Source organism: Mycobacterium sp. OTB74, from assembly GCF_029892685.1.
Lineage (GTDB): Bacteria > Actinomycetota > Actinomycetes > Mycobacteriales > Mycobacteriaceae > Mycobacterium.
In genome coordinates this window covers 1-14936 of record NZ_JARXVD010000002.1, presented here as the reverse complement: position 1 = coordinate 14936, position 14936 = coordinate 1, and the positions used below count along the sequence as shown (strand labels likewise).

Genomic DNA, 14936 nt, shown 5'->3' with positions numbered 1-14936 from the left:
GATCAGCCTATGTCGCCAATCTGCGAAAAGTATTGTCTACCAACGTATTTAGTTACCATTGAAGTGGGCGCAGAGTGGCACGAAGTAGCATCGGCGGCGTAGTTAGGGTGGCGTTTGACCGCCGACGCGAAGGAGGCTCCGTTCGGGTTCGGGTTCGCGACGGAAATCCGTCTGGGACACCCTCAATAAAGTCCTGACCTGGACGGATTTCCGGTAGTAGCGCAGTGGCGGAGGTACCTTCTCATTCATGCCTCTGCATTACGTGGATCCGCATAAGAAGCACAGCCGCTGGTATACGGCCTTGGAGAACTTTGGCCGGTCGCGCCCAGGACAGTTCATAGCGCACCACCTCACGCCCCGCATCGACCCGTGGTTGTACCGCGCAACCGGCGGGCGTTACCCATGGGTCCTTGGTGGGGTTTCCTCAGCACCATTGATGACCACGGGCGCAAAGTCGGGTCAACCGCGAGAGCACCAAATCACCTACTTTCACGACGGACCCGATCCCATCGTGACCGCCTCAAACTACGGCGGCCCGAAACACCCGCAGTGGTACTACAACCTCAAGGCACACCCCGAATGTGAACTAGGCGACGAGAGGTTTCTGGCGATTGAGATCACCGACCCCGATGACTACGCACGGGTTTATGGTCTTGCGGAGGGCGTCTATGCCGGTTGGGGCGACTATCGCCTGAAGACAGACCCGATTGGCCGTCACATCCCCGTCTTTCGGCTCAAGCCACGCTAGCGCCGTCCATGTGAACCCCAGGCCCCGTTAACATCTCTGCCAGCCGTCTTACAGGGCTGCTCGGCAGTGCACTTTTTCGCACGCAAGTTGGGTGCGCGGTGGCTTGGTAGTCCCTGGTGGGGTCGAGGGTGAAGTCGCGCAGGACCCGGACCTACTTTAGGTCCGGGACTATTCCGATGTCCTGCGACATCACACTGTGCCCCCGGCAGGATTGGAACCTGCGACACCGGCAAGTCGGGACCACATACAAGACAGTCCGTGATGATTCGTAGAAGTATTGCGGGACAGGCTCATTCACTGCAAAGCGAATAACGCCCCTACTCGCTGTCCTATGGCTTCGGCGCGTATTTGTAGGTGATGTTGTCGTCTTTGACGGCGGACACGGTGAGGATGTAGGTCTGGGGTTGCCCGCCGGTGACGGTGGTGCATTCGACGGTGTTGCCGGGCTTGCCTGCCAGGTCGTCGGTGCAGGTGGCCGAGTCGGGGTGTTGTCCGATCTGTTTGAGTTGGAAGACCAGCGAGCTTTCGACTACGGCTTTGGGCAGGATCGGCACCACGTGGTAGCTCATCGCCAGGCCGGTCACTGTGGTGACTTCGACGGTGCGCCGGGTGGTGACACCGTGGGATGTGACGTCGCAGTAGGCGGCCGCGCCGGGCTTGCCGTCGAGCCCGGACTGGCATGACACCGAGTCCACGGGCACCTTAGAGGAGGCGACGACCATCCGGGAGACCGCACTGACCACCATCCACTGAGCACCGTCCCGGCACGCGCCAACTCCCCACCACCCCAACGACATTCGGCACTCCCCGACAGATCGCCCCATCACCAGTAGGACCATCCCCTGGTTCCAGACCCCCGGCAGACCCCCCGACCCCCCCGAGCGCGCACATGGCCGAAACACGTCACGTCGGCGGGCACGTTGCGGCGGCAGGATCGCGTCTACCTCCCTTCATTCGGGCATCCACTTCGCTACGAAGAAGCTACGACCGATACGTGCCATTCGCCGGGCACGCCCTTGAGTTGGTGAGCGCCGCGCTCCTCGAACTCGAGCCCCGACCCGATGACGAGGTCGCGCAGCGTGCTGGACACGAGCACGTCGTTCGGCCCAGCCAACGCGCTCACCCGCGCGCCGATGTGTACCGCGATCCCGCCGATGTCATCGCCGCGAACCTCGCACTCGCCTGTGTGCAACCCGGCGCGCACCTCGATGCCGAGCGCCTGCACCGCATCACGAATTGCCATGGCGCAGCGGATCGCCCGCTGCGGGCCGTCGAACATCACCAGAAAACCATCACCCGACGTGTTCACCTCCCGGCCCCGAAAGCGATTGAGTTGCACGCGCACGATGGCGTCATGCGCGTCGAGCAAGGCACGCCAATCCCGGTCACCCATCTCCGCAGCCCGGCGCGTCGAATCCACGATGTCGGTGAACAGCACCGTCGCGAGAACGCGATCATCAGCCACGTCGGCGTGACTCCCGGTGAGGAACTCGGCGATCACCTGGAACGAATCCCGCCACGGTTCGACAAGGTGGTACATGTTGCGTCCTGGCAACTCAACGTATTTGGCGCCGGATATGTGGTCGGCGACATACCTGCCCATCGCCGGCGTGATGAACGGATCGTCGGAATGCTGAACGACAAGCGTCGGTACCCGGACCGTGGGCAGCACCGCACGCACGTCGGTGTCGAGTATCAATGGCACCAAGGCCGCAGCGGTGGCAGGGCTCACCGCGAAACGTTCCATTCGAGCCCAGGCAGCACGGACCTCGTCGTTCCACGGCATATCTGGGTTCATGAGGTGCTGAATCATCCCCGTTCCCCACAACTCAGGGCCGTCGCCGCGATCATCTGGCGGGAGGGTCGGCCATGGTTCGGCGTGGCCCTCCAACGCAATCAACGCCGTCGTACGGGACGGATGCGTGGCAGCGAACAGAGCGGCAGTGGCGAAGGCGCCGTCGAACGCGACGAGAACCGCTTCGGTGCTGTCGAGGGCGTCCAGCACTGCGGTGATGCTGTCGGCCCACTGTTCGAGTGTCGGCAACGCACCGGGCACGACTGGGTCGGAGACTCCCGTCCCTGGCTGGTCGAAGAGAATAAGTCTGCCCAAAGTCGACATTGCCTCGAACCAGCCCTGTGTGGACGGCAGGTCGGGAACGATCTCGCAGCAGGTGAACCAATTGGATACGAGCACGATGTCATGTGCGCCCTTTGGGGACGCACGATAGGCGACGCGCAAGTCCCCGTTCATCGCATAGCGCGTCTCCGAGAACACCGCAGAAGTGTAAGCCGAGGAGCGGGTCGAGTTCGGTTGTTTGCCGCCGCCGAGGCTTGGCAGGCGGCTAAACAACGCGCGATTGCGGTTGGTGTCAGCGACGACCTGAACTCGTGGCCGTACACCCGCCGCGCCGACGCCGCGACCCGACCGGATAGGAGGTCGCAAAGTTAGCGCGCGTGAGAGCTGCTGAGCTGCCGAGCGGTATGCTTGGCTGATGGAAGCGAAAAGCAAAGAGGCACAACGTGTTCTACGCTCCCTGGACGACGATCTGGCGAAGGTGGCGAAAGAGGCCGGCAGAGAACTGGTTTGGAGCGCCGCTGAGCGCGAAGTGCTCGACCTGATCGCGGCGCAGATCGACCGGAAGGTGGAACTGGCCCAGCGGTACGACGAAGCCGATCAGACCCGGCTGAAGATCGCGCTGGCGACCGAGGTGCGCCTGACCGAGGTGTCGGTTGCGCGGCTGCTCAAGCTCATAGACACAGAGGTGCCCGAGGATGCGCCGCTGACCGCGACCTCGATGAAGGCCCGCAAGGCGGCGCAGACCCGATGGGACCGGGAGAGGGCACGCCGTGCCGCGCAACGCTGACGGCAGCAGCATCCGCAGGCGGCAACCCGGCGTGGCCGAGACGCACCACCTCGACGGGGTGTACGCCAAGCTGACCGCCCTCGAAGAGCTGGTCGACGGGAACCAAGACCCGCGCATCAACCACCTCGACGCCGACGACCCTGAGCGGGAATTCTGGCCGGTCGAACGATCCAGGCTGCTACCGCTGCTGCGGGCCGGTGAACCGGTGCTGGTGAATCGCACCCACGCCGCCATCGTCGGCGGCTGGCCCGACTCGTCCGCTGCCGGGTCGATGCGCCGCACCGCGCTGGACCGTATCGGATTCTTCTGCGGCCCAAGGCTTTCCGTGCGGAACGTCGGGCTTGAGGTCACCGGCTGGATCGTTGACAGCACCGACACCGTCACGGCGCACTACAGCGAACCGCCTGGGCAGCAACGGTATTGGGAGCTTGACAGGGTTGAGGTCACGGGCGCGGGCATGCCGATGGCGCAGTACCTGGCGGGCGGACGCAACGGACGGAAAGTCAAGATTTGCTGAGCCGCAACGTCGTTCGCGTCCAGCTCGCGGGCCTGCGGGTTGCGCTCGGAAAATTGAGGAGAAGTCTCCTCAATTTTCTCGTCGCCTTTGCGGGGCCTACCGATCCCTGTCGGGCACCGAACGCCCTAATACGCCAACGGCTTTCGCGACCTCACTGGCCCATCGGCTGCGGTCAGAAAATTCTCGTAAATTCACGAGCGCCGCGACACAGCCCTTGAGTCCCAGCGTCAAACAGTGGAGGCGTGAAAACTTTCTTTACTGGTATCAAGGAGGCCATCGCGGCCAATAACGGCACGACCTTCGGCGATTTCCATCCTTTTGTGCTGTGGCTGCCCAGGCCTGCGCGCGTGTCGGGCATCGTCGCCGCGCACATCGGGTCGATTTGCGGATTCTTTGAACGAATCCATACATCGTTCCCAATTCAGCGTTGCATTCTCTCAATAATCTTCGATCGGGCCTCTTGCATGACGGTGATCCGATGAACCAGCAGAATCGCCGGGATCGCAGCCAATGACGATAACAGAAAAATATCTATATCGAACACGGCATTCAAGAACGGCGTCCACGGGTGTGCGGATTCTGCGACGTGGGTCAATTTGGTCCAGTAATCCTCCAACATTGACATCGCTAATTCGACCCAAAAGACCCCCCAGAACAATGTCGCAAAGAAGAACCACCACACCCGAACCAAGCCGGGTTTGGGCAAAGCCGATAAATCGGTGACGTTGCGCGGAGTGTCCGGGCGGCTAGCCCACCACACGTCATCGACAATTTGTTTGGGCCACCAAAACTGAACGACCGGGATGAACCAGGCAAAGACGACCATTAGACGAGCGTGACGATGCTTCGCAGAAGGAGCCAAGGCTTCAGCGTTGACACGGGCGAGGTACACGTACACGAGAAATAGGACGATCGTACAAGGGATAATAAAGCCGACCACTACGCCAAACTGCGTCCGGATAACGTCCGCTAGGGTGTACTCGCCGTGTGACTCGGAAGCAGGCCACCCGAGATTCACAATCCCTAGTATCAAGGTAAGAGCGGCAGAGAGGCCGAGAAGTATGGTTACGGCTGTGCTTAATTTCCGGAGACGCAGAATGGGTCGCTGCGAGGTTAGCGAGGATTTGAGGACCGGCAAATTCTTGCCAAGCTCGAGCAACAACGTTTCCACATCGGATCGGAACGTTTCATAATGAATCTTGGCGGCCTGACGCAATGATAAGTTCTGCAAAGCGATGGGAAGTTCGTCCTGACGCGGCATCGCAGCTCCGTCAACCAGCACCGGTACGACCTTGATATTGCGTTGAAGGGCCGTTCGAATCTCCAGCGCAACCCAGTCGTCGGGATCGTCGATTCTACGATGTCCCCGCTCGTCGGGGATGGTGGTCCACGTCCTACCGATCAAGGCGAGCAGCACATCGCAGGCTCCGACTGCGCGTTCGATCTCCTGCGCAAAGTCCACTCCCGGCCCGATCGAATCAACGTCTGTGAAAACCTGACCCGGTCCGAAACGAGCAACCAACCGGTCACTTAGCCGTCCGGCTAGGTGACCCGTTTCCTCTCGCCGATAACTTAGGAAAACCCGTGGGGGACCGTCTGGCATGACCTTCCACAGTCCCTTCCTCTAGTCCCAGGCACTGCGTATGTTGGCAGATGATGTCATACAAACGGCTCGCCGCATGCGCACTGCGGGGAACCGCCTGGGCAGCAACGGTATTGGGAACCGGACTGGGTCGAAACCACGGGCGCGGGCATGCCGATGGCGCAGTACCTGGCGAGCGGGCGCAACGGGCGGAAGGTCAAGATTCGATGAGCGAAAGACCATGCCACGCAAGCCGGTGGCCTAGAACAGCGCGGGATCGGCCAGTACGACGCTGGGTGGCACCTCACCAACCCGCGTCGCCACCAAAGGCACGCTCATCACGAGCCCCCTAAAGCCGCATTCATCGCTTTCCGTTTTAAGCGTATCCACGCCTTTAAGTGTGCCGTCGTGCTGAGGCTCCAAAGCCCAACTGAAGCTGACTGTATTTTGGTCCGTGGCGGCGGCTGTCCCTACCCGGGTTGTTCCGCACTCTATCCGGTCAGGTATGGGCTGATCTCGCCAGTCGCCATCGGTGAAGCGAAGCACTTTTGCACGACCGGTGTGCTCTTGGCGGTTGGCGGCGTCCACCTCTGCCCCTGTGGCCACGCATCCCGCAGCTGTACATCTCGAACGGAACGCCCACCATTTTGTGTCATTGCGTGAAGCGTCATTCCGAAGCCCCTTGTTGTTTGTCGTGTTCAAAAACAAAAAGTCCAAACGATAGGTGCCGTCGAGCACCGGACCAACAACCGCGGGCGGGGAGGTACTCGTCGGCGCAGGGGCAACAGTCGCTGGATCGGCGACAGCGACGCCGCGGGGTACATCACCTATCCGCGTCATCAAAAACGGCGCCTGCCTTACCACACCCTGCAAGTTGCATTCACTAGTGAGAACCGTGTTGGTCAGAAGACCTCGTAGGGTCCCGTCGGGTTGCGGCTCCAATGACCAGGCGTACAGTTCGGTGTCCGAATGCGCTGCCTCCTTATCGTCTTGCACCGAGCATTTCTCATACTGCCGTCGGTCTCGCACGGGTACGCGCTGCCAATGCTTATCGGCAAAGTGAAATTCGGCTATAGCGCTTGGAGTACTCACTATTTGGTGGTTGATCTTATCGAGTGGTGTCCCGGTGGCAACACATCCTGTTGATGTGCATGTTGAACGATAAGCCCACCAAACCGTATCGGTTTGAGGCTGAGAGGCCGGCGGCGGATTGGGCGACCCGTTGGTCGTCCGCTTGGAATTGTCGAAGTCGAGGCGATAGGTGCCGTCGAGCACGGCAACAGGCGGAGTTGAGGTTGTGTTGTTGTGCTTGCGCTGGATTACATAGCCGATGAGGCCAACGGCGGTGAGCACAGCCACCGCTATCACCGCCGCGAGGACGATCCGACGCCGCCAGCGCGGCGCGTGGGTTCGAGAGCTGCGGTCGATCTCGGACTCCGCTGCCGAGAAGGCCACGCTGATGGCGGCCTCGGTGCCGCGATCACCGATCCGCCCAGTGCTGACGTGCTCGCTGAGGGCCTTCGCGAAATCACCACATCGTGCGAAGCGGTCGTCACGATTCTTGGCCATCGCGGTCGACAAGACACTGTCGAGGCTCGCCAGACCTGGGCGATGGTCGCTGAGCTTGGGGGGAGCCGCGTTGAGGTGCTGGCTGATCACGGCAACCGGGTTGGAATGCTGATACGGCGGCGCACCGGCGAACAGGTGGAACGCGGTGGCAGCCAGCGCGTACTGATCGGCCCGCCCGTCCAGGTCTTCACCCATCAACTGCTCGGGGGCCGCGTAGGCGACCGTTCCCACGGTTAGGTTGGTGGCTGTCAGTCCGCCGGAGTGAGCCAGTTCTCGCGCTATTCCAAAGTCGGCCAGAAATACCCGTTGCTCGCCGTCGCTGTCTCGCTTGCTGAGCAAGATATTGGCTGGCTTGACGTCGCGATGCAGCAGACCCCGTTGGTGGGCGTAGTCGAGGGCCCCCGCGATGGCGGTGATGATCGTGATTGCCTCGTCTGCCGGCATGCCGACCGGGTAACGGTCACGCACCAGCCGGGCGGCGTCGGTGCCGTCCACATACTCCATCGAAATCCACAGCTGCCCCTCAAACTCGCCCCGGTCGTGCACAACAACGATGTGCGGATGCGAGAGCGCGGCGACGATGTCGCCTTCGCGGGTGAACCGTTCGCGGAATACGGTGTTAGCTGTCACAGCCGACGACAGAATTTTCAGCGCGTCGTGGCGGGGCAGCCGGGGGTGCTGGGCGAGGTAGACCTCGCCCGACCCGCCAGACCCCAGCATCCGCAGGATGGTGTATCCAGCGAAAACTTCGCCATCGGCCAACGGCATGGGCGAATGATATAAAACCCTGGGTCACACCGGCTGGGTCATTTCAACCAAACCGATGTCTTTTGGCAGCATGTATTTCGCTAGCCGTCGACGCCGACCTAGGGTGTGCCGGTTATCTCCACGACGGTCATTCGGCACGGTGCTGGTGCGTGAATCGATGGTCATCCGCAGCGGCGCGCAGAATGATGACTTCGTCGAGAACCTGGTGCGGTGGGTTTTCGAGGAACGGCTGTGCCAGGCCATTGAACGGCCCACCGCGTTGTTGAAGATCAGCGGCTTGCCGAGCAGCATCGGCGGGAGCTAACAAGGCAGCCTCGACGGGCCGGTCGTCAAACGCGCTGCCCGCATAGCGCAATTCGGTACGTTAGGCGCGCGTGCGGTGGTTCGATCGCCAGCCATGACGGCTCTCCTGAGCCCGAGCTGGTGGAGCGCCCGGCCGTTGGGGTCTGCGGGTTTCGCAAGCTTCCGGATCGGCGTGCGGGAGGGGCGAGTTTCGCCGAAACCCAGTACTACGGAGAAGCGACGGCAAAAAGCCGCCATTCGCCGGGCACGCCCTTGAGTTGGTGAGCGCCGCGATCCTCGAACTCAAGCCCTGATCCGATGACGAGGTCGCGCAGCGTGCTGGACACGATCACGTCGTTCGGCCCAGCCAACGTGCTCACCCGCGCGCCGATGTGTACCGCAATCCCGCCGATGTCGTCGCCGCGAATCTCGCACTCGCCTGTGTGCAACCCGGCGCGCACCTGAATGCCGAGTGCCTGCACCGCGTCGCGGATCGCCATGGCGCAGCGGATCGCTCGCTGCGGGCCGTCGAACATGACGAGGAAGCCATCGCCGGACGTGTTCACCTCGCGGCCCCTGAAGCGGTTGAGTTGTGCCCGGACGATGGCGTCATGCGCGTCGAGCAGCGCACGCCAATCACGGTCACCCATTTCGGCGGCTCGGCGCGTCGAGTCCACGATGTCGGTGAACAGCACCGTGGCCAGGACCCGATCATCGGCCACCTCGGCCTGCTCGCCGGTGAGGAACTCAGCGATCTCCCGGAACGAATCGCGCCACGGTTCGACGAAGTGGTAGAAGTTGCGCCCCGGCAGCTCTACGTACTTTGCGCCCGATATGCGCTCGGCGATGTACTTGCCCTTCGCGGGCGGTGCGAGCCGGTCGTCGGAGTGCTGGACCACGAGGGTTGGCACGCGGACTGTGGGAAGCACCGCCCGCACGTCCAATTCGGCTGTGAGCGAGACCATTTGAGCTACTGTCGCGGGGCTTGCTGCCATTCGTTCGTGTCGGGCACACGTTGCCCGGATGTCCTCGTTCCACGGCGCATCGGGATTTACCCGATGTTGCCACTCCCCGGTGCCCCACATGCCGATAAACGCCGCTCGGGCTGCGTCGTCTTCAACGAGTGGGGTGCCGCCCGCCTCTGCGTAACCATCGAGCACAACCAGCGCGGTGGTGCGAGATGGGTGTGTTGCCGCGAACAGCGCACCCGTCGCGAACGCGCCGTCATGGGTAAGAAGGACCGCTTCGCGGCTGCCGAGATCGTCGAGCACGGCGGTGATGGTGTCGGCCCATTGCTCCAAGGTCGGCAGTGCACCCGGCGTGACGGGATCGGACACCCCGGTGCCTGGCTGGTCGAAGAAAATGAGCCGACCCAGCGATGTCATCGCCTCGACCCATCCTCGAAGGAAGGGCAGCTCCGGCACCATTTCGCAGCACGTGAACCAGTTAGAGACGAACACGATGTCGCGAGCGCCCTCGGGCGACGCGCGGTAGGCGACGCGCAAGTCCCCGTTCAGCGCATAGCGCGTCTCGGAGAACACCGCAGAAGTGTAAGCCAAGGAGCGGGTCGAGCTCGGTTGTTTGCCGCCGCCGAGGCTTGGCAGGCGGCTGAACAACGCGCGATTGCCGTTGGTGTCAGAGACGACCTGAACTCGTGGCCGTACATCCGCCGCGCCGACGCCGCGACCCGACCGGATAGGGGATCGCAAAGTTAGCGCGCGTGAGAGCGCGTCAGAGGGGGCTGGGCCTGGCTGGCGCCGCGCTGAGCTGCCGAGCGGTATGCTTGGCTGATGGAAGCGAAAAGCAAAGAGGCACAACGTGTTCTACGCTCCCTGGACGACGAGCTGGTGAAGGCGGCGAAAGAGGCGGGCAGAGAGCTGGTTTGGAGCGCCGCTGAGCGCGAGGTGCTCGACCTGATCGCGGCGCAGATCGACCGGAAGGTGGAACTGGCCCAGCGGTACGACGAAGCCGATCAGACCCGACTGAAGATCGCGCTGGCGACCGAGGTGCGCCTGACCGAGGTGTCGGTAGCGCGGCTGCTCAAGCTCATCGACACCGAGGTGCCCGAGGACGCACCGCTGACCGCCACCTCGATCAAGGCCCGCAAGGCAGCGCAGACCCGATGGGACCGCGAGAGGGCACGTCGTGCCGCGCAACGCTGACGGCAGCAGCGTCAGGCGTCGACCCGGCGTGGCCGAGACGCATCACCTCGACGGGGTGTACGCCAAGCTGACCGCCCTCGAAGAGCTGGTCGACGGGAACCAAGACCCGCGCATCAACCACCTCGATGCCGATGACCCCGAACGTGAACTTTGGCCCATCGAAAGATCAAGGCTCCTACCGCATTTGAGGGCGGGTGAGGCGGTGCTGGTGAAACGCACCCACGCCGCCATCGTCGGCGGCTGGCCCGACTCGTCCGGGTCGGGGTCGATGCGCCGCGCCGCGCTGGACGGTGTCGACTTCTTCTGCGGGCCAAGGCTTTCCGTGCCGAACGTCGGGCTTGAGATCACCGGCTGGATCGTTGACCGCACAGACACCATCACCGCGCACTACGGGGAACCGCCTGGGCCGCAACGGTATTGGGAGCTGGACGGGGTCGAAACCACGGGCACCGGCATGCCGATGGCGCAGTACCTCGCCGGAGCGCGCAACGACCACGTGATCGCGTGGTAACCAAGTTACGAGCAGCGAGAGTAAGTAAGGCCCGACCCCCTCGAGGAACGAGAGCTACGGAGCCGGTGAGCGAACGACCCCCTACGCGCCGACTTTCACAGTCGAGCCCGTCGAGGACACTCATGGATCATCTCCACTCGGTGAGGCTGTCGCGACCCCGACGTCGTCATTGTTGCCGGACCACCCCGCTGAGGCAGGAGAATTACCGATGCGAGAACTTAGCGTCCCACACGTCTTTTTTTGGCACATGGTTGGCATGCTTCCCGACCGATCGCCATCATGGCATCGCCTCGGCCCACTCGATATGCCCCTCGAAGCCAAGCGTTCTCGCCATCTCGCGGTAGCGATCCCGCAAGTCCGCATAAGCCGTGTCATCGCCGTGAGCGCGGGCCAGAAGAGCGCGGAGCCGCAGCAGCCAGATGTCGCGTATCACCAGGCCCTCATCGGCTGGCGCGTCCGACAACCTGGTGATCGCGGCCTGGGCTTCGGCTACGTCACTCTCAGCTCCGCGGTCCAGCAGTGTGTCCACCAGAACGCCCGTCGCAGGAATGCCCCACTGCAGCAGCTGTCCCTCGCGGACCAGGTCGTCGACGGCGGTGCGCATGGCCGGTATGGCGTTATTGCGATCCCCACGCCGAGCCCCCTCACGTGCCAAGCACAAGTCGATGATCGGTAAATCTGACGTCAGGGTTTCCAGGCTCGCGAACTCGTAGCTGAGCTCGGCCAGCAGCTTTTGTCCGCGGTCATGCTCGGCAGCCGTTTGGCGGTGTACCAGCGCAATGCCTAGGGTCATCTGCGCGATGTGCACCGCATGGTCATCACTGGATCGTTCGGCTGCTTGTAGGGCATCCTCGATCTCGCGCATCGCAGAATCGTCGGCCCGCAGCACGCCAAGGGATATTCCCGGGAAGTAGACATAGGTGACAACCATCGCGTAGGCGTACGACATGGAGTCGGCGCTGCGGGCCATGGCCAGGGCTTGCTGCTGGTCGTCACGCCATCCCGGACGACCCAGGCACCAACCGGCCATAGCCCGCGACGCAAAGGCGAGTGCTAGCGGAGACCCGATGATGAAGTTGCCTCTTGAGGGGTCACCGTCGGCCAGGTCAATGACTGTCTGTGACCACCACAGCACGTCAGTCCACGCGGCGTTGTGAATCTTGGCGTAGATCAGGGGGAAGGACAGTCCCACCGTTAGGGACGGATCACCGATCGACTCGGCGAGGGTCCAGGCTTCCGATGCCAGGTGCGACGCCTCGCGCACCCGGCCCCGGAACGCGTGATCAGTTACCAGCCCGGCCATGCCGATGGCCAGTGATCCCTTTTCCCCGGCGGCAGCGGACAACTCCCGCAACTCATCAAAGGGGGCGCCGGCCACATGTTCGTGGACTCTGTAGGCGGTCGCGCACAGCATAGTACGCGGGGCGATGCGCATTGCTGCTCGGTGCGGGTCAACGGCAGGCAGGGCGTCGGCGATCGTTTGGGCGCGCTCCCAACTCAGTCGCGCTGCCGCGATGTCGCGGTTGTTCGCCCACGTGGCCGCGCGCATGTGCCAGCCGTAGGCTTGCAGATCACCGGCGGCCTCCAAATGTTCGGCGATCAGGGCCGCATTCTCCTCGACCGCTGCCGGGTTACCTGATTCGATGGCGGCTGCGACGCTCCGATGCAGCTCGGCGCGATCGGATTTGAGCTGTGATTCGTAGGCCACCGTGCGGATCAGCGGGTGGTGGAACACATACGCGGGATCGTCGGTGAACGTGATCTGATCGATCAACTCCCCGCTCACCAGATCGTCTAGGACGGCATCAATACCCAGCGTTTCCAACAGGTCTCGGCTGAACTTCGAGCCGATGACCGCTGCTGCGCTCAGCGTGCGTTTGGCCGGCGGGTCAAGCCGGTCGATGCGGGCGGCGATGGTGGCTTGCACGGTGGCGGGGATGCTGACCTTGTCCAGAGCGGCTGTCGAGGAGTAGGCACTGCGGTGCCCGCGCAGGACAGTGCGCTCGGCCAGTTCACGGACTATCTCCTCGGCAAAGAACGGATTCCCGGCGACCCGCTCAGCGATGGTCTGACCCAGCGGACCAACCGAGGGGTCGGGGCCGAGCAGTTCGGAGACCAGTGCTGTGGTTTCTGAATCACTTAGCGGCGCAAGGGCGATAGTTGGAGCACCATGCACCCTTGCCAACGCCCCGTCGTACTCGGGTCGGTAGCTGATGAGCACCAGCGAGGGCGTCTGCGGGATAACCCTGACGAAGTCGGCCAGCATCGACTCGCTGACCTCATCGATCCAATGGGCGTCCTCGATGACGTAGACCCTCGGGGTTTCGCGGGCCAACGAGGCGGCGTTGACCAGTGCGGTCAACCGCCGCCGCCGGGCATCCGGGTCTATCTTGGGCAGCGCCACCTCGGGATCGGCCACACCGAGCATGTCGTCGAAGAGCACCAAGTCCTCGGGCTCCGCGTCGGGAAACTGCGCCTGTATCCGCGCTCGGGCGGCCTGCGGGTCAAGACCCTTGATGCCAGTGATCGCACGCAGCAGCCGCGCCACGGCATGGAAGGGGACCTGGCTGGTGTGCGACTCGCAGAAGGCGCTGAACACCTCCACACCCCGAGTCGCTGCCAGCGCAGAGACCTCGCGCACCAGACGGCTCTTACCGATTCCAGGTGAGCCCACCACGCCCACCACCGCGCCGTGGCCTTCAATGGCGCGGCTGAACAAGCCCTCAACCGCAGACATTTCCCATTGCCGACCAACCAGATTCGACTCAGCACGCCCGCCAGCGCGAGACCCATCGCCCATCCATAACAGTCGACGGGCGGGCACCGGCTCGTTGGCACCCTTGATCTGAACCCTCTCCGGTTCACCGAGAACCGCTGCGCCCTCAACCAGCCGCGCGGTGGACGCGCTGAGCATCACCCCACCCGGCAGCGCGACCGACTCCATCCGCTGGGCCATGCCGACTTGCTCGCCCACGGCGGTGTAGCCAAACTGGCCCGACCCCAACCCACCGGCGATCACCTCACCGGAGTTCAGCCCGACCCGCACCCGCAGCTCCACGCCGTCGCGCTCGCCGACTTCGACGGCAAGCCGTTTGGCCTCCTCCTGAACACCCAAGGCCGCCAGACAGGCACGAATAGCGTGGTCCTCCAACGTGACCGGCGCACCGAACACGGCCATGATGCCGTCGCCGGTGAACTTGTCCACCGTGCCGCCGTAACGCTGCACTACTGCCGACGCACGGTCGATCAGGTCGGTCATGATCTCACGCAACCGCTCGGCACCCACCGCTGCCGCAATATCCATCGAGCGGACAACGTCGGCGAACAGCACGGTTACCTGCTTGTACTCCGCACGGGCGTCGCGCTCCGCGACAGGTGCACCACAGCCGTCACAGAATCGCGCACCCTCACGCGGCTCGGTGCCACAGGTGCGGCACTCGGACGCTGCGGTCATCCGACCTCCCCCCGAGTTCCCGGTTCACCATCATAGGGCGCTAGACCCTCCGCTGGGCCACACTCTCCGTCCATGCGTCCTATTGGGGCGCACTTCCGAAAGTGGCGCTGGTGGCGGTGCCTCCACCTAGGGTGCACGACCGAAGCATCCATTGGTGTACAACACGATCCCGTGCCCTGGATGAGGGCCAGTCGTTTGACTCGCGAACGTGGCTCTGGGGGCCGGGAATGGGCCTCTCGGCGCCGGCCTTGGGGCAGGCCGATCTTCGGCGGCAAACACGGCACAGGGCCTTGGCGGCGCTGACCTCGGGAAACGACGTGGCCCATATGTAGCCCATCGTTTCATCCGAAGCCAGAAAATGGCGTCTGAACTGGGAAAACTTGAGTGCCCCCGGCAGGATTCGAATCTGCCCAGTGCTATGATCGGGTTATGCCGCTGACCACGAAAGTTGTTTTATATCAGCACTTTTCGCCACAGTC

Annotated in this window: 12 protein-coding genes; 5 read left to right on the top strand and 7 right to left on the bottom strand. The window is 63.2% G+C overall.

Going from position 1 to position 14936, the window contains the following annotated elements:
• Positions 1–247: 247 nt before the first annotated feature.
• Positions 248–748: a nitroreductase/quinone reductase family protein gene (locus tag M2432_RS03165; protein WP_280825317.1), complete on the top strand. Its 501-nt coding sequence runs from the start codon at positions 248–250 to the stop codon at positions 746–748.
• Between the two features lie 329 nt (positions 749–1077).
• Here M2432_RS03165 and M2432_RS03160 read toward each other — a convergent pair whose 3' ends face one another.
• On the bottom strand, positions 1078–1545 hold the full coding sequence (locus tag M2432_RS03160) for a DUF4333 domain-containing protein (protein ID WP_280825316.1): 468 nt from the start codon (positions 1543–1545) through the stop codon (positions 1078–1080).
• A 173-nt stretch (positions 1546–1718) separates the two neighbouring features.
• Entirely contained in the window at positions 1719–3023 is a 1305-nt protein-coding gene (locus M2432_RS03155; protein WP_280825315.1) for an adenylate/guanylate cyclase domain-containing protein, read from the bottom strand.
• A gap of 217 nt (positions 3024–3240) precedes the next feature.
• Between M2432_RS03155 and M2432_RS03150 the strand changes: the two genes are divergently transcribed.
• The gene (locus M2432_RS03150; RefSeq protein ID WP_280825314.1) at positions 3241–3612 is read left to right on the top strand and encodes a hypothetical protein; all 372 of its coding nucleotides are present in this window, start codon (positions 3241–3243) and stop codon (positions 3610–3612) included.
• Positions 3596–4129, top strand: coding sequence for a hypothetical protein (locus tag M2432_RS03145; RefSeq protein WP_280825313.1), 534 nt, complete (start codon positions 3596–3598; stop codon positions 4127–4129). The genes M2432_RS03150 and M2432_RS03145 overlap by 17 nt, the downstream gene beginning before the upstream one ends.
• 421 nt (positions 4130–4550) lie before the next feature.
• Here the strand turns inward: M2432_RS03145 and M2432_RS03140 are convergent, their stop codons facing one another.
• From M2432_RS03140 to M2432_RS03125, 4 genes are all read right to left on the bottom strand, one after another.
• Positions 4551–5732: a DUF4328 domain-containing protein gene (locus M2432_RS03140; protein WP_280825312.1), complete on the bottom strand. Its 1182-nt coding sequence runs from the start codon at positions 5730–5732 to the stop codon at positions 4551–4553.
• 240 nt (positions 5733–5972) lie between these two features.
• On the bottom strand, positions 5973–8048 hold the full coding sequence (locus M2432_RS03135; RefSeq protein ID WP_280825311.1) for a serine/threonine-protein kinase: 2076 nt from the start codon (positions 8046–8048) through the stop codon (positions 5973–5975).
• Between the two features lie 24 nt (positions 8049–8072).
• The gene (locus M2432_RS03130) at positions 8073–8339 is read right to left on the bottom strand and encodes a hypothetical protein (RefSeq protein ID WP_280825310.1); all 267 of its coding nucleotides are present in this window, start codon (positions 8337–8339) and stop codon (positions 8073–8075) included.
• A gap of 218 nt (positions 8340–8557) precedes the next feature.
• Positions 8558–9871, bottom strand: a complete 1314-nt coding sequence (locus M2432_RS03125; protein ID WP_280825309.1) for an adenylate/guanylate cyclase domain-containing protein — start codon at positions 9869–9871, stop codon at positions 8558–8560.
• A gap of 249 nt (positions 9872–10120) precedes the next feature.
• Here M2432_RS03125 and M2432_RS03120 point away from each other — a divergent pair, with 249 nt between their 5' ends.
• Positions 10121–10492, top strand: coding sequence for a hypothetical protein (locus M2432_RS03120; protein ID WP_280825308.1), 372 nt, complete (start codon positions 10121–10123; stop codon positions 10490–10492).
• Positions 10476–11003 (top strand): hypothetical protein, encoded by a 528-nt coding sequence (locus M2432_RS03115; protein ID WP_280825307.1) that lies wholly within the window; start codon positions 10476–10478, stop codon positions 11001–11003. The genes M2432_RS03120 and M2432_RS03115 overlap by 17 nt, the downstream gene beginning before the upstream one ends.
• A 277-nt stretch (positions 11004–11280) precedes the next feature.
• Here M2432_RS03115 and M2432_RS03110 read toward each other — a convergent pair whose 3' ends face one another.
• On the bottom strand, positions 11281–14457 hold the full coding sequence (locus M2432_RS03110; RefSeq protein WP_280825306.1) for an adenylate/guanylate cyclase domain-containing protein: 3177 nt from the start codon (positions 14455–14457) through the stop codon (positions 11281–11283).
• Positions 14458–14936: the final 479 nt, after the last annotated feature.